Origin of the sequence: Kineococcus sp. NBC_00420 (assembly GCF_036021035.1) — a bacterium.
Classification (GTDB): domain Bacteria; phylum Actinomycetota; class Actinomycetes; order Actinomycetales; family Kineococcaceae; genus Kineococcus.
Map to the genome: position 1 here is coordinate 589,217 of NZ_CP107930.1, position 18,712 is coordinate 607,928.

An 18,712-nucleotide genomic window follows, 5' to 3' on the forward strand; every position below is an offset into this window, starting at 1 on the left:
CCGGTCAGCCGTTGCCCGCCTCAGCGATCAACCAGGGTTCCTGGTCACTGTGCCGGACCAGCACGTACCCCCACCCGGAAGGTTCGCCGGTGGAGAAGCCCTGATCCGGGTCGGTCACGGTGAAGGTCACCTGCACCGACACCACCTGCTCGTAGGCCTTCAACTCATCCGGGCTCGACGTGGTGTCGTGAGGCGCGACCTCGGAGGAGACGTCCACGTCCTTCAAGCCCGGGTCCACCCCGTGCTGCCACTGATCCTGCGCGGCGAACCCGGGAGTCGACACCTGCGCAGCACCGTCCTCGTCCTCGTGCTGGACCGCGTCGAGGTAGGCGCGGACCACATCATCCGGCACCTCGGACGCCGTGTGCTGCTGCACCACGTCGGCCCGGGCCTGCCCCGGGGAACCGCAGCCGGCCACCGCCACGGCGAACGCCAACGTCAAGCCCACCGAGGACCACGTGAACACGCAGCGTTGATTTCTCACCACTCCGGTCTAGCAGCAGTCGTGCAGGTTCGTCCGCGCCGAGCGACACCTGTCCGCAAGATCCGCGCATCCCGCGGTGCGCGCGGTCCTGAGCTGTCGACGGCGTCGCGATCACGACGAATTCAGGGGTTCCCGACTGGCCCCTCGCTGGATGGATCGCTCGTCACCACGGGTCGGGTGCGTCGAGCGGTCGCGGGCAGAGTCGATCTGTACTGGTTGAGCAACGACCCTCGAACGCGATGTCCTCGCATCTGCACTCACCGCGGCCACCACCGCGCGGGGGCACAAGCCCCTCAGAAGGTGAAGCGACCCACGAGCGTCTGCAGCTGCGCCGCACTGCGGGAGACTTCCGCCGCCGTGGTCGCCGTGTGCGACGCGGACGTCGTCGTCTCCACCGCCGCCGCCGCGATCCCCGAGATGTTCGCCGAGATCTCCTGGGAACCCGTGGAGACCTCGGTGACGTTGCGGACCATCTCCGCCGTCGTCGCCGACTGCTCCTCCACCGCTGCCGCGATCGTCGCCTGCAAACCATCGATCCGCGAGATCACCTCCGCGATCTCCGCGATCACCGTCGTCGCCGCGGCAGCATCGGCCTGGGTGGCGTTCACCTTCGCCACGATCACCTCCGTGGCCCGCGCAGTCTGCTGAGCCAGTTCCTTCACCTCACCCGCCACCACCGCGAACCCCTTGCCCATCTCCCCCGCCCGCGCCGCCTCGATCGTCGCGTTCAACGCCAACAGGTTCGTCTGCTCCGCGATCGTCGTGATCAGCTTCACCACGTCCCCGATCTCCCGACTCGAGGCACCGAGACGTTCGATCGTCGTGCCGGCGTCGCCGGCAGCGGCCACCGCGGTCGCCGCGGTGGAGGAGGCCTGCGCGGTGGAGGTGGCGATCTCGTTGATCGCCGCGGTCATCTCCTCCCCCGCCGCGGCGACGGTGCCGATGTTGGCGCTGATCTCCTCCGTCGCGGCGGACACCAGCTGCGACTGCGAGGCGGACTCCTCCGCCCCGGAGGAGAGCTGGGTGGCGACTGCGGTCAGTTCCTCGCTGGAAGCGGCGAGCGCGGTGGCGTTGTCGGTGACCTCACGCATCACCTCGGCGAGGTTGTCCATCGAGGTGTTCGTCGCCGCCGCGAGGCGCCCGACCTCGTCACGGCTGACGTAGTCCACGCGCTGGTCCAACCGGCCCTGGGCGAGGCCTTCGACCACGACGACGGTCTGGGCCAGGGGGCGGGCGATGGACCGGGAGATCAGCACCGACAGTGCCGTCGCCAACCCGAGGGCGATGACCCCGGCACCGATCAGGCCGGCCAGAGCCTGGCGGTACTCCTCGCTGCTCTTCTTCGCCAGAGCGGCGGCGTGGTCGGCTTGGGCGGTGGCGAGAGCGTCGACAGCGGCGGCGAGCTGCTGGGAGATGGGGCGGACTTCGGTGTCGCGCTGGGCGTTGAACGCGGCCAGGTCACCGGTGAGGGCGATGGTGACGCTGTTGGCGCGGGCGGTGCGGTACTGCGTGAGCAGCGTCGTGTAGGCCTGCTGCTGGACAGTGGTGGAAGCCGGGGACGCGGCCAGGTAAGTGCTCCACGCGGCGTCCAGCGCGGTGTCATCGGTGCTCAGGGCCTGCTGCGCGGTGGTCAACGTTGCGGCATCCATGGTGGCGAGGGCGATGTTGGCGACGTCCAAGCGGACCTGCAGGTAGGCGGATTCGACCTTGCCGATCGCGCGGGTGGAGGCGATACCGGAGCTGGAGACAGTGTTCAGTCGCTCCTGGATGACGTGCAGCTCGTAGGCGCCGAAGCCGATGGCGGTGGCGAGCAGTAAGCTGATGACACCGAACGCGGCGAACAGCTTTGCCGAGACCTTCATGTTTCGCAGGACGCCCATGCTTCGGTATCGACGGTCCGGGGTCGCAACTGAGCCCTTGAGGACGTTTCACAGGGACCCTGCAGGATTCATAGCCATCGATCCCCGATCCAGAGGGCAGCGGCTGTGTCGATGATCGAGTCATCCACCTGTCCGGCAAACCGGGTCGAGCTCACTGCTTCAGGCCGCTGACGCGGCCTGAAAGCCCCTACCGACCGGAGTCCACCGAAGTCGGGGCAGCCCCTTTCCCGACGGTGGTGGCCAGGAACTTCACCATCCAGAACCCGGCGGTGACTTCAGGGACCTTGTTCGCCGTGGTGCGCAAGACCCCGGTGCCGGGTCAGCGGGTCACGCCGTCATCGTGGCGCTCGGAGGTCGAAGCGTCGCTGAGAGCGTGTCGTGCCCGCTCCACTGTGGCGTCGCCGGGCTCAGACCGCTTCCGATTCGTCGACGGCCCGGATCCCGCGCCGGGAGGCGGGATGTCTGCGACGGGTGCGACACCGCGCTGCACGTCATCGCCGCGGCGCACCATGACAGCGACCAGCACTGCGATCAAGACGATCGCGACCAGGGTGACGGGGCCGTCGCCCAGACCGAGGCCGGCTCCGATCGAGTGCTCCTTGCCGAGCCAGTCAGCGAAGGAGGCACCCAACGGACGGGTGAGGACGTATGCAGCCCAGAACGTCGCGATGGGGCTGGCCCCGGCCCGCCAGGCGAGGAGCGGGACGGCGATCGCGGCGGTGAACAGCAGACCCGAGGGCAGGAAACCCAGGTGCATGGCCAGGCCGGTGAGGTCGCCTACCGCCGTGCCCAGGGCGAACGTGGCCAGGACGGTGGCCCAGTAGAACCGTTCGCGACGCACGGTGGTGATGCTGTGGACGTCCAGGGTGCCTTCGCTACGCCGCCACCAGGTGAACATCACCACCACCGCCAGTGCGTATAGCGCCGAGGTCGCCCACAGCGGCAGGCCGGAGGCGACGTGCAGGACATCGGCGAGGATGGTGCCGAACACCGCGATCATCGAGACGCAGAACCAGTAGACGGGGGCGCGGTAACGCTCGGCCCGCAACTGCAGGCGCAGAGCCAGGACGAACCCGCCGACGCCGACGACGCCGCCCAGGATGAGGTTCGTCTCCCCCAGGTAGTCCGAGGCCGCCTCGCCCATACCCGTGGTGAGGACCTTGACGACCCAGAACAACACGGTGATCTCGGGGACCTTCGCGGCTGTGATGCCGGGGGAAGGCAACAAGCGGAAGAGACGGGGCGTTCGGGTCATGCGTCGAGACCTCCGTGGTCGCCGTGGTCCTGCCTGTGTGAACAGCTCTGGGGGTACATCGGCTACTTCGTCGTCAAGTAGAAGAGATCGCGTTGATCGGGAGCGAGGTAGCGGTCGGCCTGGCGGCTCACGTCCGGTAGCAGCGTCGTGGGTTCACTACGGACCCGCTCGAGTCCCAGCGGGAGGACGACACCATGCCGGTGTGCATGTCCAGCTCCATGGCCCGGACCGCACCGGCCTGCACGAGGGCCCCGGCCAGGTGGACGAGATCGAGCTCGTCGCCTGCCACGCGGAGCAGGTTTCCGTGTCGATCCACCCCCAGCGCCGAGCGCCAGGTGTACTGGCCCTGGTTGCGCAGGTTGGGCACGTCGGCTGGATCCACCCGGCCCTCACCGGGCCACGAAGCACCATCGGGCTGACGGGTCCCAGTGACCAGGTGTGCGGTGGTCGCCCTGGCGTGTCCAGGCGGCGGCGGCCACCACCTGCGGGTGGTCTGAGTCGGGTGGAACTACGTCGTGCAGAGCGCCGGCGCACTGTCGACGCCGATGCGTCCGGGTGACCATTGCCCGAACCACCAGTTTCGGCAGCGTCCACGAGATGGCTGCCTCCGTGCTCGCGCACCCACTCCACCGTGCGGACGGAGGCAGGCGCCGCGCCAGGAGTGATCATGGCTCGGCCCAGCGAGATCCCCGGGACGGCGCGGAGGCAGAACGCCACGATCGCGACCGCACGTCGGCGACGTCTCCTGCTCTCGGTGTTCACGGTGGTGGGCGCGGAAAGTTGCTCGGAGACGAACCCCAGCAGGAGCTCGAGGTCGCGGTCGCCGGCGTGCACGTGTCCGACCCCCAAGGACCTTGCGTCTTCGTCGTCGATCGGTTGCATCACGGCAAGGACCTCATGGTGCCAACCTGCCTCGTGACGGTTGAAGCCCCGCTGAGTGCACCTGGTGCAGTTGTCCACGTTCCGGCTCAGGTCGGCTCGCCGGCCAGGCGGTAGGTCCCAACAGCCATCAGGACGAAGCCGACGACGTCGCCGGCCAGCAGCAGCGTCGCGGTCCCGGGACGTTCCCCGAACACGACGACGCCGAACGCGATCGCAAGGAGCGGATCGACGACGTTGGAGGCGGGCATCGACGCCGACAGCGGAGCGACCTGGTAGGCCCGCTGGTTCAGCAGCAGCCCGCCGGCGCCCAGCAAGAGCAGAGCCCACACCGGCCAGTCGGTGAGCAGCCCGAGTACTCCGCCGCCCAGGTCGTGGACGGCGAGCTTGAGGACGCCGGCGAGCAGCCCGAACAGGGCCCCGGCACCGACACCCAGGAACACCCCGCGCACGGTGGAACGACTCGAACGCACCGCAGCGCAGACGGCGAACAGCGCCAGGGCCACGCCGGCAGCGACCACGGCGCCCGCACGCCCGTCTGGTGTTCCGCTGTCGTCCGCACCGCCGCCAGTGTTCTCGGAAGGAGCCCCGGCGAGGAGCAGAGCCAACCCGATGGCGACGAGGCAGACGTTCACCAGTTCTCGTCCCGAGGGCGCGCGGCGAGCTAGCACTGCCTGCACCAACACGGTCAGCACCAGTCCGCTGACCATGATGGGTTGCACCAGGGCCAGGGCTCCACCACCGAGGGCCGCGGCGTGCAGGACGAATCCGAGGCCGGCGGTGATCTGCGCGATCCACCACAGGGGTTGGCGCAGCAGCCGCCGAAGCAGGTACAGCGCCCCGCCGCCGGCGACAGGCACGCGTACGGCGCACAGGTGCTGCAGAGCGGTCGAGACCGCGAAACCCGCAGCGGCGCCGAACGCGGCCAGAACCGTCAGCACCACCGGGATCTCCGGAGTCGTGAGGAACGTAAGGGTCTTGGGGATCCGCCCCGCCCCATCCTCACCGGACGCCGTCGATGTGCTCGCTGAGGGTCCGCACCTCCAGCTCCCGGCGGGCGAGCTCGAGGCCCAGCAGGGGCAAGGTCTCGGCCGTGGCACGCCACGAACCGGCAGTGCTGGTGCAGTCGGAGTCGTGCAGGAGCACGGTGCCCCGATCAGCCAGATCACGGGTGATGATCTGCAGGATCCTCGGCGCCGTCGTGACTTCCCAGTCCCGCCCCCAGGACGTCCACAGCACCGGCGTGAGGCCGAAGGTGGCTGCGGCGTGCAAGGAACCGGCGCTGAGCACCCCGTAGGGCGGGCGGAACCAGCGGGGCGATGTTCCCGTCACCGCTCGCACCTCACCGCAGGCTCGCGCCAGGTCGCGGTGGATCCAGGCCGGGGACCGGGTGAGGTGGTTGCGGTGCTCGTCGCCGTGGATGGCCACCTCATGACCTTCGGTGACCACTGACCGCGCCACCTGTGGGTAGCGGCGGACCTGCCGCCCGAGCATGAAGAAGGTCGCTTTCCAGCCCAGGGCGGCCAGTGCGGTCAGCACGGCGGGAGTTCCCTCCGGATCGGGCCCGTCGTCGAAGGTGAGAGCAATTCCTCCGGGTCGTCCCCGCCCGGTCAGGGCCGGCGTGGCCCGCCGCAGCGGACCGCGTGCGCTGAGGGCCGGAGCGGCGTACGCGCCAAGCACTCCGAGTGCGGTTGCGCTCAGTGCCGCGACCAACCGGACTCGTCGTGGCGGGTGGGGTTCCATCAGATTCCTGCGGGAGGGGTGGAGGGAGTTTGGGAGCTGGGCTGGGCGGGCCTCGGCAAGCCCAGGCTCGCCAGCACGACCTCGGTCGGGTCGGGGAGGGAGGCGAGGATGCGGGTGCGGGCGAGCTGGCGGTGCAGGACGTCGGGCAGTGCCGCAGGGGTTCGGGCCCACAGCGCGAGGCCTGAACGGTCCAACACCGAGGCATTGGCCCGGCCGTGTCCGGGGATGGGCCGGTAGGTGACGGCCGGCAGCCCGGCAACGAGGGCTTCGGTGAAGGAGAGACCGCCGGCGTTCTGGACCAGGACGTCGGCCAGCTGCATCAGCTCGTGAACGTCGCTGCGCCAGCCCAGTGCGACCGCTCCCGGCACCTCCCTCACCCGACGTCGCAACCTCTCGTTGCGACCGCACAGCACCAGGGGCACCAGTCCCGCAGCGCTGACGTCACGCACCGAAGGCAGCACGTCGCCCAGCCCCAGCGATCCCGCCACCAGCAGGGCCACGGGTCGGCCCGGCGGCAGGGCCAAGGTGGCGCGCAGGTGGACGAGCCGTTCCAGGTCTGCCGGGCGGGCGAAGCGAGCGGGCACCAGGGGGCCGGCGACCACGAACGACGTGGCGTATGCGGCCGCGCCCTGCTGAGCGGTGGCAGCCGTCACGGTGAGGTGCTCATCGACGCTCGGGTGCAGCCAGCTGATGTGCGCGGCAGGGTCGGTGAGGTAGGTGAGCACGCGAGCCGTCAGCGATCCCGCTGCTCGCAAACCGCCCAGGCATTGACTCGCCAGCGGGTAGGTCGACACGACGACGTCCGGCTGTACCTGCTCGATCCAGCGCTGCACGTCGCTGCTGCCGGAGGTGCAGATGGCCTTCTCGACGCGCCAGAGCAGGCTCTTGCGCTCCAGGCGTCGGAACAGCAGTTCGTACGCCGCCGGGACGTACCCGACGCTCGACGTGTATCCCTCCCGCAGCAGACGCGCGGACGCCGAGGGGAGGGCGCTGAGGAAGTCGCGCACCTCCACCACCACTCCCGCCGCGCGCAGGCGGGCAGCGAGTTCCTTGGCGGCGCCGTCGTGGCCCGCTCCCACGCTGCCCGACACCACCAGAACCCTGGGCGCGTGCCCGCGAGGGCCGGGTGAGGGCAGGTGAGGATGGCCGAGTGAGGGCAGGTGAACCGCTGCTGTGGAACCGGTGGTCGCGGCTGGACTCACGACGTCGGGCACGCGCAGAAAAGGCCCGTCCAGGCGCACTGGGCGGGGACGGTGTCGGGGGCGGTGTCGGTTCGGGAACGGGAAGACGTCAACGAGCGCGGGTCCGCTGTCCGGATCATGTCTGGCACTCTCACACAGTTCTGCTGAACCCCTCCTGAGGAGGAAGGGTCGGCGTCACAGGCGATGTCAGGCTCCGCATCGCAGTGTGCGGTCGCACCCTGCACGGGGTGGGGCAGACATCCAGAATCGTTTCGAGAGTTGTCGAGACCGCAACCTCGCCTCTGCTTCTCCCCGTCGTCCTGACCTGCATCGTAGAGGCCGTCGAAGTGTTGACCGCCGTACGTGCGATCGGGGTGACTCGCGATCGGCGTTCCAGCGGTCTCGGTATTCTGGCTGCACTCTCGGTGATCGTTGCCGCTCTGGGGCCCACGTTGACGGCGATACCGCTCAACGCTACGTCTGATCGTGGAGCGCTGCTGCTGGTCTTCGGCCTGCAGTGGCTGCGCAAGGCGATCCTGCGAACTGAGGGACGGAAGGCCCTGCACGACAAGGCGGCACTCTTCACCGCTCACGCCCAGGCGCCCCGTGCCGAGACCGTGCAGAGGGCCTCCGGTCTGGACGTTCAGGCCTTCACCCTCTGCAGCGAAGCTGTCCTGCCGGAGGGTCTGCTTGACGTCGATATCGCCTTCTGCTCCTCGGCGAGCCCAGGGCCCGGTACCACCAACGTTCTCCAGCCGATGAGGTTCAGGCTGCTGGATCGGTGAACGGCCGGCGACGAGCACCGAACCCCGGGTGGGTGAAACCTCCCCGCAGACCATCACGGGGAGGGTGGACCCGCCGGCTCCGCCGGGTCCGACCATGGCCGTGATGCGGCCCGCGCGAGGGCCGAAGGAGGCGTCCTGGACCACGGTCCTGCTCCGGAACGACTTTGAGAGCCCACGACCTGGATCCCGTCCATCCTCCCTGCCTCCTCACCAACAGCGGTCATGCGTGTCTCACACCGCGGCGAGGGTTCCCGTGCCCAGCAGCGCGAGAAGCACGACGCCGAGGGTGACCCGGTATCCTGCGAAGACGCTGATGCGGTGGTGGGCGACGAAACGCAGCAACCAGGCGATCGACGCGTACGCCACGACGAGGCTCACAAGAGTCCCCACGGCGGTGGCACCCCACCCCACGGTGGCCGAGACCTCGGACCCTGCTGAGATCCCCTCGTAGAGACCGGCCGCGGTCAGCGCCGGGATCGACATGAAGAACGACAGCCGGGTCGCGGTCACCCGGTCCAGACCGCGGAACAGGCCGGCGCTGATGGTGGCCCCGGACCGCGAAACCCCCGGAACCAGGGCGAGGCACTGGAGCAGCCCAATGGCGACCGCGTCCTGGAGGTTGACCTGGGCCTCACCGTGCTGCACGGCGCGGCGGGCAGCGAAGCTCTCCGCAGCGATCATGACGAAGCTCCAGCCGATGAGCGCCACGGCCACGACCCACAAGCTGCGCAGTGGACCGGAGACGACGTCCTTGGCCAGGAAACCCACCACCCCCACCGGGACCGACCCGACGATGACGCACCACGCCAGCCGGTAGTCGCTCTGGCGTGCAGCGGGGTTCCGCAGTCCCCGGACCCAGGCCAGCAGCAGCCGGACGATGTCGCGGCGGAAGTACCCGACGACCGCGATGATCGCACCGAACTGGATGATCGCGGTGAACGCCGTGGTCCCGGCGTCATCGACCCGCAACCCTAGGAGCTTCTCGACGATGGTGAGGTGTCCGGTGCTGGACACGGGGAGGAACTCGGTGAGTCCCTCGACGATGCCGAGGACGACGGCCTGCCACAACTGCACGGTGCTTCCTGACTCTGGTCCGGTTGGTTCAGCGATCTTCTTGGGAGGGTTCAGCGGGAGTGCTGCAGCGCCCGACGGCGCAGGTCGCGGCGGCCGACCACGACGACCACGTTGCTGACAGTGGTGGCGATCCCGCTCACGACCGAACCGGTCGTGGCGGTGACCAGCACCAGGGGCAGGGACAGCCGTCCCTGCTGGGCCGGGAAGCCCGCCAGTGGCAGGACGACTTCGCTGGGCGCAGGTGGGATGAGGGTTTCGACGAGCGTGAGGAAGCCGACGCCGACCTCCCGCAGCATCGATGAGGTCCGCAAAGAACCCGGTGACCCCGGCCAGCCCCGCAGTACCGGTCGTAGGGGTGCTCAGCCCCGCGACGGCGGTGAGAGTGGACAAGAGATCTCCAGGTGGTCGGCGCGTAGTCGGGATCGACGGTCGCGAGGTGAGCACCGGTCGTTGGCGACGACCATGGCAGTCCAGTCCTGAACGCCACCTGAGGTACCACCGCGAGAGATCGCCACGAGAGATCACCGCACGATGAGGTCCGAGGTCAGTGCCTGACGAGATCGGTCAGGTAGATGCTCATGACCTGCCCCACGCCGACGGTGGTGCAGGCGGTGACGATCTTCTTCCGCGCGTCCGCGACGTACCCGTCCCGTTGCCCGGCGGAGATCAGTCGGGCCTCGGTGAGCCCACTGAACTCGTTGATCACGACATCGACGGCCTTGCTGCCGTCGGGGGCTGTGGTGGCGGCGGTTGTGGCCTGTAGCACGACCCGACCTCGAGGTAGTGACCGAGGGCGAGGTTGACGCTGATGGGTTCCAGTGCCACCACAGCCCCCACGACGGGAGCCGGAGTGGTCACGGCCGCTGCTGGACGGGTGAAGCACCAGGCATCCCGTCCCCGCCGGGGATCAAGACAGCGGCGGCCGCTGCGCTGACGATGACCTTCTTCCTGCGGCCCGCCGGTTTGCCTCGGCGGGCGTCGTGTGGTCGACCGAACCAAGGTGCCGCGAGGTCGACCACCTGGTGTTCGGCGGCTGCCGCGAACTGCTCGACGACCCTGTCGGATCATGCTGTGGTGGCTCGAAGCCGGGGTCCAGGTGTCCTCCGCCGCCGCCGGGTGCAGGCCCTCGTCGCCGTTGCGGCCGACGCGGTACTGCTGTTGGTGCTCAACGACTTCCGGGTCAGCCTCGACGCGACCAACGTCGCCACGGCCCAGTTCACCGCCCCGCTCGTCACCGTCGACATCGCCAGTGCGCCCGACGCGGCGAGAGCGGCGAACGCTGCCGGGCACGCAGCCCTGCAGGAGGCGATCGACGCCGACGCCGACGGTGTGGTGGTCGCCGCCAGCAACGACCTCGCGGGAGCGGCGGCATTCCTCGACGACCGCCCGGCAGCCGATGGATCGAGAGGCGGCAGCTACGTCTCCCCTTCGACGACGACCCCGAGCGCGACCGCTCGCCGGTGGAGCACGGAAGGACTCCTCAGGAGGTGGGTGTGCGATGCCGGCGGCGTCGCAGGGACCAGACCAGGAGGACGACCACCGCGACGACCGCGACGAGGACACCGCTGCCCCGACCGAGCCACTGCGCCGCAGCGGAGTAGGACGCGCCGGCGGAGTAGCCGACCAGGACGGCCGCGACGGCCCAGACGATCCCGCCGACGACGTTCCAGGCGGCGAAGCGCCCGTAGGGCATGCGCGCCGTTCCCGCCAGGGCCGGGGTGACGGCCCGCAGGAAGGCGGTGAACCGACCGAGGAACACCGCGCCGCCCCCGCGACGTTCCAGGAGGTCGCGGGCCTTCTCCAGGCCGACGGCGTGCCGGCGCAGCGGCCCTGCGGCGAGCAGGCGGGAACCGAACCGCCGCCCGACGAGGTAGCCGACGCTGTCGCCGGCCACCGCTGCGAGCGCGACGACGGCGAAGGCCACCGGCAGCGGCGTGTGCCCGAGGTTCGCGGAGGCGCCGGCGACGATCGCAGCCGTCTCACCGGGCACCACGAATCCCACGAAGAGCGCGTCCTCGGCGAAGACCAGCAGGGCGACGACCACGAGCAGCCACACCGTCGGCACCGCCAGCAGGGCAGCCACCACGTGCTCCACCGCCCTCACCACCTCCGCTCGACTGCGAGGAGCATCCGACAGGCGCGCTGAACCCTCGCTGAGGACGGGTCGGTCCTCCTCGGGCCGTCCTCAGGAACCCTTCAGCACCACCCCGTCACGGTGAGTGCATGACATCTCCCCTGCGCACCGCCACGAACAAGGTTCCCGAGGTCACCGCCTTCTTCTGGATCGTCAAGGTCCTCGCCACCACGGTCGGCGAGACGGCCGCCGACTACCTGAACGAGACCCTCGGGTTCGGCCTGAGCGCCACGAGCATCGTCATGGGCCTCCTGCTGGCGATCGTGCTCGTCGCGCAGTTCCGGTCGCGCACCTACCGGCCCCCGCTGTACTGGCTCGCCGTCGTCCTCATCAGCGTCGTCGGCACCCTGATCACCGACAACCTCACGGATGTCGCCGGAGTTCCGCTGATCGCCTCGACGGTCGCCTTCGCGGTCCTGCTGACCGCCACGTTCGCCGTCTGGTACGCCCGGGAGGGGACGCTCTCGATCCACGCCGTCGACTCCCGCAGCCGCGAGGCCTGGTACTGGCTGACCATCCTCTTCACGTTCGCCCTCGGTACCGCCGCCGGCGACCTCATCGCGGAGGAGGCGGGTCTCGGCTACCTGCCCTCGGTCGCGTTGTTCGCCGCGGCCATCGCCGTCGTCGCCGTGCTGCGCTTCGGCGTCAAGCTCAGCGCCGTGGCGACCTTCTGGGCCGCCTACGTCCTGACCCGCCCGCTCGGCGCTTCGCTCGGCGACCTGCTGTCGCAGGCCAAGGGCGACGGGGGACTCGGCCTCGGCACCACCGCCACCAGCGCGATCTTCCTCGCCGCGATCCTCGTCGTCGTGGTGTACCTGACCCGCAGCCGCATCGACTCCCCCGACCGCGGACTCGTGACCCGCTGAACCGCTGACTCGCCCGGCACAGCGCGCCCGGATTCAGCGCAGTTTCAACAACGCCGGAGCAGGGTGTGCCCATGAGCACCGCCGACTCCCCTCCCCACCGACCGCTCCGTCGACACCCCCGCCGCCGTCGCCGACTGCTGGTCACGGCTGGGATCACCGCTGCTGTCCTCGCCGCCCCCGCCGTCTCCTACGTGCAGGCCCTCACCTACCCGGGGTCCGCTCCGTTCGCGACGCGCTCCGTGGAGTGGGTGCGGGACAACGGGGGTGGCCGGGTCGTCGACGCCGCCGAGAACTGGTGGTACGCCCGGCACGTGCCGGCGGGTCAGACGCCGACGGTCCGGGCCGGGACGGGCAGCACGCACGTCGTGCGGGTGGTCCAGGTCGTGCCACCGGTGATCCCGGGAGTCCCGCAGGCCGTCGGCGAGGACCAGTGGATCCCCGGGAGGTCCGGGACCGACGGGAACCCCGCCCTCTGGACGACGTTCTTCCGACCCGACGCGGCCCACCCTGAGGTGATCGCCGGCGCCGCGTGGATCGAGGCCGGAGCGGTCGCCCACCTCGTCGCCGGGACGACCCAGCCGGACCGGGGTTCCTGGCCGGGGAACGCCCGCGTCGCCACCACCGACGTCCCGAACCTGCTGGCGACGTTCAACTCGGGGTTCAAGTTCAAGGACACTCCCGGCGGGTTCCTGCTGCAGGGCCGGTCCTCGCGACCGCTCGTCGACGGCCTGGCCACCGCGGTGATCGACGCGCGGGGACACCTGGACGTCGGGAGGCTCGGCTCCGACGTCACCGTCGGCCCGACGACCCTCGCCGCGCGGCAGAACCTGCAGATGGTCGTCGAGGGCGGTCGTCCCGTTCCCGGGCTCGCCGACGACGCGCACGGTGCGTGGGGGACGTCGAGGAACCAGAAGCAGTTCACCTGGCGGTCGGGTCTCGGGGTCGACGCGCGCGGTGACACCGTCTACGTCGCGGGCAACGGCCTCGACCTGGTGCACCTGACCGACGCCCTCGTGACCGCGGGAGCGGTGCGCGCCATGGAACTCGACATGCACCACGGGATGGCGTCCTTCGCCAGCTGGCAACCGACCGATGGGTCGGGAACGCCGACGCCGACGAAGCTGCTGCCCGACATGTCCCGTCCGGCCGATCGCTACCTCGAGCCCGATCAGCGGGACTTCTTCTACCTCACCGTCCCGACGACCAGCGGAGGGTGAGCGCTGCAGACGCGGGAAGGCCCCGGGCGCTGGTGCCCGGGGCCTTCCTCGTGGGGGTTCAGCTCACTGCATGACGAAGGAGGTCAGGTAGATGCCCATGACCCCCTCGGTCGCCACGCCCTTGTCGTCGTGCGTCTTGTACGCCTCGATGATCTTGCCTTGCAGCTCGTCCTTGAAGTGGTTGCGCTGGTCGGCGTTCTCCAGGTCGCTCATCGACAGGTTCGAGTACTCGTTGATGATCAGGTCGTAGGCCTTGGAGCCGTCGAGGCCGGTGCTGCTGCCCTCGTGGCCGCTGCTGGCGGCGAGGACGCCCTGCAGCCCGACGCCGATCTTCAGGTAGTGACCGTCGGCGAGGTTGACGCTGATCGGGTCGAGCGCGGTGACGTCACCCGGGGTGAGGGTCGGCGTGGGGGTCGCCGTCGCGGCGGAGGCGCTGTCGCCCTTGGTGAGGAAGAAGACACCACCACCCACGCCACCGGCGAGCAGGACGGCCGCGCCCGCGGCGATGATGATCATCTTCTTCTTGCCGCCGGGCTTGGCCTCGCCGTCGCCCTTGGTCTTGTCCTTGGCCATGGGGAACTCCGTTCGGTCGTGTTCGTCAGGGGGTCAGTGGGCGACGTTCGCGGCGAGGTTCGGCGCGATGTCGGTGGCGAGGTCGGTGGTGGAGGTGACGCTCGAGGTGTTCTTCGCACCGGCGGTGTCGGTGGTGCCGGTGAGTTCCTTGGGTCCTGTGCCGGTGTCGGTCTGGGCGGCGACCTCGGGCAGGAGCGCCTTGACGGCGTCCGAACTCGGGGAGGCGATGACCAGGTCGACGCGACGGTTGCCCGTCAGAGCCTTGGGGTCCCCGTCCGGGTACAGCGGACGGGAGTCGGCGTACCCCGTGCTCGAGAGGTGGGTGGCGGGGATGCCGGCGGCGATGAACCGCTGCACGACCGTGTTGGCCCGAGCACTTGAGAGGTCCCAGTTGGAGCGGTAGATCGGAGACCCGTTCAGCGGCAAAGAGTTCGTGTGCCCCTGGACCCCGACGTCGTTGGGCAGCTTCGCCAGGATCGGCGCGATGACGTCCAGCACCTCGCGGCCCTTGGTCTCGACCTCGGCGGAGGCGTTGGCGAAGAACACGTTGTCGGCGACCAGACCGACGATGAGCCCGTCGGAGGTGATCCGGTAGGTCACCTGGTCCTGGTCGTCCTTCGCGGTGAGCGCGTCGTTGATCTGCTTCTCGATCTCGCGGTAGTCCTGGACCTCCTTCTTGGCGTCCTGGAGGTCGGACTGGGTCTGAGCGGTCTGCTGACGCTGCAGGACCTGCTTCACCTCGGAGGAGATGCTCTGCTGCAACGGCTGACCGGTCGAGTTCGGGCTGATGTCGATGGGCATGTCGCCGTTGGTCGCGTCCAGGACCCCGGCGCTGCCGGACACCGCCTGGTTGGAGGCGGCGGTCCCCTTGGTGAGACCGTCCTTGAACTGCGCGAACTTCAGCTGGTCGACCTGGCTGAGGGCGAAGAGGACGATGAAGAGGGCCATCAGCACGGTGAGCATGTCGGCGTAGGCCACCAGCCACCGCTCGTGGTTGGCGTGCTCCTCGTGCTCCTCGTGCTTGTGACGCCGCTTGTGCGCCGCCGACATCAGGCCGCCTTCTTGTCCGGAACCGCGGTGCCCGGGGGCAGCAGGCTCTCGAGCTTCTTCGCGACCGAGCGGGGGTTGGAGCCCGCCTGGATGGCGAGGATGCCCTCGACGACCAGTTCCATCTGCGCGGTCTCGATGGCCGAGAGGCGGGTCAGCCGGCTCTGCAGGGGCAGGTAGAGGATGTTCGCGCTGGCAACCCCCCAGAAGGTCGCGACGAACGCGCCGGCGATGAGCGGCCCGAGGGCCGCCGCGTTGGTCAGGTTCGCGAGGACGACGGTGAGGGAGATGACGGTGCCGCAGATGCCGACGCTGGGCGCGTAGCCACCCATGTCACCGAAGATCTTGGCCGCCTGCTTGTCCGCGGCCTTCTTGGCCTGGATCTGGGCGCTGAGGATCTCGTAGAGCTCGTCGGGGTCGGTGCCGTCGATCGCGGTCTGCAGGCCGTCGCGGAGGAACTCGTCGTCCACTTCCTTGATGGCGTCCTCGAGGGCCAGGAGGCCCTCACGGCGCGCACGCTCGGCCATGCTGACGATGACGCCGACCGTGGCGCCGGAGTCCTTGGGCTTGCCCAGGAAGGCCCGCTTCAGGGACTTGAAGGCCCCGATGCCGTCCTTCAGCGTGCCGCCCATGAAGCCGACGCCGACCGTCCCGATGATGACGATGACGAGCGGGCCGGGCAGCAGGAGGTCCGTGGGCGAACCACCCTCGTGGTTCTGCGTCCAGAGGATGGCGGCGACGGTGACGATGAACCCGCCGATGGTTGCGAAGTCCATGGCTCAGGGCCTCCTGCGGTGCAGCGGGACCGGGGCCGGCAGGTCGCCGTCCGTGTCGCTGTGGGTGGATTCGGTGGTGTGGTGCGGGAGCTCCAGGACGTCGGCGGTCCCCGTCTCCTCCAGGGAGTGCGCGGTCGCGACGACCCGCGCGCGGAACGCCATGACGCGCTCGATGATCTCGGCCAGCGGTTCGGTGACGACGAACTTGGCGCCGTCCACGAGCGTGATGACCGTGTCAGGGGTTGCATCGACACGCTGGATCAGGTCGGGGTTCACGGCGAACACCGATCCGTTGAGGCGAGTCACGAGGATCACAGGGTTTCCATCCTTGGCGGTGGAGTGGGGCGCCCGTCCGTGGGCTGGTTCATCCAGTCCATCGGCGTGCGAGGCGTAGACCTGAGAGAGGGTTGCGCGGTACACCCGTTCGTGCTAATGCGTCGAGGATCGTCACTGGCTGCAACGAAAACACCCTCCTGGAGCGTTGCTCCAGGAGGGTGTTCGGCACTTCTGCGCCGGCTCTTGAACCAGCGGCGGAACCAGGGTCAGCGCTTCAGGTTGACCAAGTCCTGCAGGATCTCGTCGGAGGCCGTGATGACCTTCGAGTTCGCCTGGAAACCGCGCTGGGCGAGGATGAGCTCGGTGAACTCCGAGGAGAGGTCGACGTTCGACATCTCCAGCGAGCCCGCGAGCAGCCCACCGCGACCGGCCTGACCGGCGATGCCGTAGACGGGGTTGCCCGAGTTCGTCGACACCGAGTAGAGGGAGTTCCCCTCCTTGCGCAGACCAGCTGCGTTGTTGAAGGACGCGATGGCGATCTGGCCCAGCGTCTGCTTGTAGCCGTTGGAGTAGTTGCCGGTGATGACACCGTCGGTGCCGAACGCGTAGCTGGTGAGGGTACCGATCGGCGCGCCGTCGGTGGTCGGGTTGATGCTGCTGGCGCCGGAGGAACCCACGTAGCCCGTGAGCGCGGTGAGGTCGATCGAAAGTTCACGACCGGTCGGGCTGCCCGGGGCCGCCAGGTAGACCTGCTTGACGGACGACGAGGCGCCGCTGGGGTCGAAGCTGAGGTCCTGCTCGGTCGCCGACGCACCAGCTGAGGCGCCCTTGGTGCCGGTGGACTTCACGACGTTCCCGTTGGCGTCGGTGATGACCATCTTCCAGTCGTTGGTCGGGGCGTACTTGTCCGCGTTCGACCCGACGGCCGGGGTGTGGATGACCGTGTTGGTGAACGTCACGGTCAGCTTGGACAGGTTGCCCTGGGCGTCGTAGGAGTTGATCGCGGTGGTCACGACCGTCCCGGGGACCTTCTCGTCCGGCGCGGTCGGGGCGGCGCCCGGCAGCGTGGTGTCGGCGGTCGGAACTGTGGACGGCGTCTTGAACGTCCGGTCGATGTTGCCCCTGAGGGTGCTGGTGGTCGTCGCGACGGCCGGCATGACCGAGTCGGACGGGATGACCAGTTTCCCGATCTGCGCGTTCGTGTTGACCGTGCCCGCCGCATCGGCCTTCCAGCCCATGACGTACCCACCGTCGTTGGTGACGATGGACCCGTTCGCGTCGAGCGTGAAGGACCCGTTGCGGCTGTAGAACGTGCCGTCGCCCTGCTGGATGGCGAACATCCCGTCGCCCTGCAGCATCAGGTCGGTCGCCTTGCCGGTGGCCTGCGCCGAACCCTGCGTCATGTTCTGCGAGATCGCGTCGACGCGGACACCGAGACCGACCTGCGAGGGGTTCGTACCACCGCTGGCGTTCGTGGGGGCGCCGGCGGCCTTGGTCAGCTGCGACAGCGTGTCGGCGAAGACGACGGAGTCGCTCTTGTAGCCGGTCGTGTTGACGTTGGCGATGTTGTTGCCGACGACGTCCATCATCGTCTGGTGCGCACGGAGACCACTGACACCGGAGAACATGGAGCGAAGCATGCTTCAGACCTTTCGAGGGGCTGACGGGGAACTGTGATGGGACGAGCGGGAGCGGGTCAGGCAGGGATCGTCGGGCTCGAAGAACCCGACGGGGTGCTCCCGGTGGAGCCGGACACGGGGGTGTTCCCCGTCGTGGGGCTCGAGGTCGATCCGGTGACCGGGGTCGACGTGGGCGGAGTCGCAGCGGCGCCCGGAACGGTCGGGCTCGTGGTGGTCGCGCCCGGAACGGTCGGGCTCGTGGTGGTCGCGCCCGGAACGGTCGGGCTCGTGGTGGCTGAACCCCCGGCGGCCTTGGCGTCGGCGGCTGCCTTCGCGTCCGCCGCCGCCTTGGCCGCCGCGGCTGCGGCGGCGGCCATGGCCGCTGCCTCACCGATGCCGGAGACCTTGGACAGGACGACGCTGGTGCCGTCCACGTTGAGGACCGGTTCGCCGTTGGTACCGCCGACCGATCCCTGCGTGAAGGAGACCGACTTGACCTCGCCGGTCTTCAGCGTGCCGTCCTCGGCGGTGTAGGACACCGTCTGCCCGACCATGGTGCTGGCCTGCAGCTTGTTCTGACCCGCCACCATCGTGCTGGACTGGGTCGCGACGTCCTGCATGGCTTCCAGCGCCGAGAACTGCGCGGTCTGGGCCATGAAGGCGGTGGTGTCCGCGGGCTTCGACGGGTCCTGGTAGCGGAGCTGGGCGACGAGGAGCTTGAGGAACATGTCCTTGTCGTCCTTGGTCTTCGCCTTCGCCACGGCGGAGGTGTCCGTGGCGTTCGCGTTCTTGGTCGCCGAGGCCGCCGCCATGGCGTCGGAGTTGGCGATCAGGGACGTGTAGGCGTTGGAGCCGCTTGCCGCGTCGATGGTCATGCCTACTCCTTCGGTCGAACGGGTGACGGCCTTTAACCCAGGTGAGGG

The 18,712-nt window shown here is 69.3% G+C and carries 20 protein-coding genes and 1 pseudogene; 3 read left to right on the forward strand and 18 right to left on the reverse strand.

Going from position 1 to position 18,712, the window contains the following annotated elements; genetic code table 11:
• Positions 1–4: 4 nt before the first annotated feature.
• The 7 genes from OG218_RS02895 to OG218_RS02925 all read right to left on the reverse strand — a co-directional run bounded on the left by OG218_RS02895 (position 5) and on the right by OG218_RS02925 (position 7,332).
• Positions 5–466: a hypothetical protein gene (locus OG218_RS02895; protein WP_328291698.1), complete on the reverse strand. Its 462-nt coding sequence runs from the start codon at positions 464–466 to the stop codon at positions 5–7.
• 311 nt (positions 467–777) lie between these two features.
• The gene (locus OG218_RS02900; protein WP_328291699.1) at positions 778–2,364 is read right to left on the reverse strand and encodes a methyl-accepting chemotaxis protein; all 1,587 of its coding nucleotides are present in this window, start codon (positions 2,362–2,364) and stop codon (positions 778–780) included.
• A 319-nt stretch (positions 2,365–2,683) separates the two neighbouring features.
• On the reverse strand, positions 2,684–3,619 hold the full coding sequence (locus tag OG218_RS02905) for a COG4705 family protein (protein WP_328291700.1): 936 nt from the start codon (positions 3,617–3,619) through the stop codon (positions 2,684–2,686).
• Positions 3,620–3,746: 127 nt separating this feature from the next.
• The gene (locus OG218_RS02910) at positions 3,747–3,986 is read right to left on the reverse strand and encodes a hypothetical protein (RefSeq protein ID WP_328291701.1); all 240 of its coding nucleotides are present in this window, start codon (positions 3,984–3,986) and stop codon (positions 3,747–3,749) included.
• 601 nt (positions 3,987–4,587) lie between these two features.
• Entirely contained in the window at positions 4,588–5,439 is an 852-nt protein-coding gene (locus OG218_RS02915) for a DMT family transporter (protein WP_328291702.1), read from the reverse strand.
• A 61-nt stretch (positions 5,440–5,500) separates the two neighbouring features.
• Complete coding sequence (locus OG218_RS02920; RefSeq protein ID WP_328291703.1) at positions 5,501–6,241, reverse strand: polysaccharide deacetylase family protein; 741 nt, start codon at positions 6,239–6,241, stop codon at positions 5,501–5,503.
• Positions 6,241–7,332, reverse strand: a complete 1,092-nt coding sequence (locus OG218_RS02925; RefSeq protein ID WP_328291704.1) for an MGDG synthase family glycosyltransferase — start codon at positions 7,330–7,332, stop codon at positions 6,241–6,243. The genes OG218_RS02920 and OG218_RS02925 overlap by 1 nt, the downstream gene beginning before the upstream one ends.
• A gap of 338 nt (positions 7,333–7,670) precedes the next feature.
• Between OG218_RS02925 and OG218_RS02930 the strand changes: the two genes are divergently transcribed.
• Positions 7,671–8,207, forward strand: coding sequence for a hypothetical protein (locus tag OG218_RS02930; RefSeq protein WP_328291705.1), 537 nt, complete (start codon positions 7,671–7,673; stop codon positions 8,205–8,207).
• Between the two features lie 27 nt (positions 8,208–8,234).
• On the opposite strand, the pseudogene OG218_RS26545 reads toward OG218_RS02930, so the two are convergent.
• The 5 genes and pseudogenes from OG218_RS26545 to OG218_RS02950 form a co-directional block, all read right to left on the reverse strand.
• Positions 8,235–8,303 (reverse strand): annotated as a pseudogene (locus OG218_RS26545) (hypothetical protein); the annotation flags it as partial.
• A 135-nt stretch (positions 8,304–8,438) separates the two neighbouring features.
• Entirely contained in the window at positions 8,439–9,281 is an 843-nt protein-coding gene (locus OG218_RS02935; protein WP_328291706.1) for an undecaprenyl-diphosphate phosphatase, read from the reverse strand.
• A 50-nt stretch (positions 9,282–9,331) separates the two neighbouring features.
• On the reverse strand, positions 9,332–9,577 hold the full coding sequence (locus OG218_RS02940) for a DedA family protein (protein WP_328291707.1): 246 nt from the start codon (positions 9,575–9,577) through the stop codon (positions 9,332–9,334).
• Between the two features lie 248 nt (positions 9,578–9,825).
• Complete coding sequence (locus OG218_RS02945; RefSeq protein ID WP_328291708.1) at positions 9,826–10,047, reverse strand: hypothetical protein; 222 nt, start codon at positions 10,045–10,047, stop codon at positions 9,826–9,828.
• A gap of 714 nt (positions 10,048–10,761) precedes the next feature.
• Positions 10,762–11,364: a DedA family protein gene (locus OG218_RS02950; protein WP_328291709.1), complete on the reverse strand. Its 603-nt coding sequence runs from the start codon at positions 11,362–11,364 to the stop codon at positions 10,762–10,764.
• 140 nt (positions 11,365–11,504) lie between these two features.
• Between OG218_RS02950 and OG218_RS02955 the strand changes: the two genes are divergently transcribed.
• Both OG218_RS02955 and OG218_RS02960 read left to right on the forward strand, forming a co-directional pair.
• Positions 11,505–12,281 carry a COG4705 family protein gene (locus OG218_RS02955; protein WP_328291710.1) on the forward strand — a complete coding sequence of 259 codons (777 nt, stop codon included), beginning with the start codon at positions 11,505–11,507 and terminating at the stop codon, positions 12,279–12,281.
• Positions 12,282–12,352: 71 nt separating this feature from the next.
• A complete protein-coding gene (locus tag OG218_RS02960; RefSeq protein ID WP_328291711.1) occupies positions 12,353–13,498 on the forward strand; it encodes a hypothetical protein in 1,146 nt (381 codons plus the stop codon).
• Between the two features lie 63 nt (positions 13,499–13,561).
• On the opposite strand, the gene OG218_RS02965 is transcribed toward OG218_RS02960, so the two are convergent.
• The 6 genes from OG218_RS02965 to OG218_RS02990 all read right to left on the reverse strand — a co-directional run bounded on the left by OG218_RS02965 (position 13,562) and on the right by OG218_RS02990 (position 18,664).
• On the reverse strand, positions 13,562–14,071 hold the full coding sequence (locus OG218_RS02965; RefSeq protein ID WP_328291712.1) for a flagellar basal body-associated FliL family protein: 510 nt from the start codon (positions 14,069–14,071) through the stop codon (positions 13,562–13,564).
• Between the two features lie 33 nt (positions 14,072–14,104).
• The gene (locus OG218_RS02970) at positions 14,105–15,121 is read right to left on the reverse strand and encodes an OmpA/MotB family protein (RefSeq protein ID WP_328291713.1); all 1,017 of its coding nucleotides are present in this window, start codon (positions 15,119–15,121) and stop codon (positions 14,105–14,107) included.
• A complete protein-coding gene (locus tag OG218_RS02975; protein ID WP_328291714.1) occupies positions 15,121–15,894 on the reverse strand; it encodes a motility protein A in 774 nt (257 codons plus the stop codon). Before OG218_RS02975 ends, OG218_RS02970 begins: the two co-directional genes overlap by 1 nt.
• Positions 15,895–15,897: 3 nt before the next feature.
• Positions 15,898–16,209: a flagellar FlbD family protein gene (locus tag OG218_RS02980; protein WP_328291715.1), complete on the reverse strand. Its 312-nt coding sequence runs from the start codon at positions 16,207–16,209 to the stop codon at positions 15,898–15,900.
• A 227-nt stretch (positions 16,210–16,436) separates the two neighbouring features.
• A complete protein-coding gene (locus OG218_RS02985) occupies positions 16,437–17,798 on the reverse strand; it encodes a flagellar hook protein FlgE (RefSeq protein WP_328291716.1) in 1,362 nt (453 codons plus the stop codon).
• A 68-nt stretch (positions 17,799–17,866) separates the two neighbouring features.
• Positions 17,867–18,664 carry a flagellar hook capping FlgD N-terminal domain-containing protein gene (locus OG218_RS02990; RefSeq protein WP_328291717.1) on the reverse strand — a complete coding sequence of 266 codons (798 nt, stop codon included), beginning with the start codon at positions 18,662–18,664 and terminating at the stop codon, positions 17,867–17,869.
• Positions 18,665–18,712: the final 48 nt, after the last annotated feature.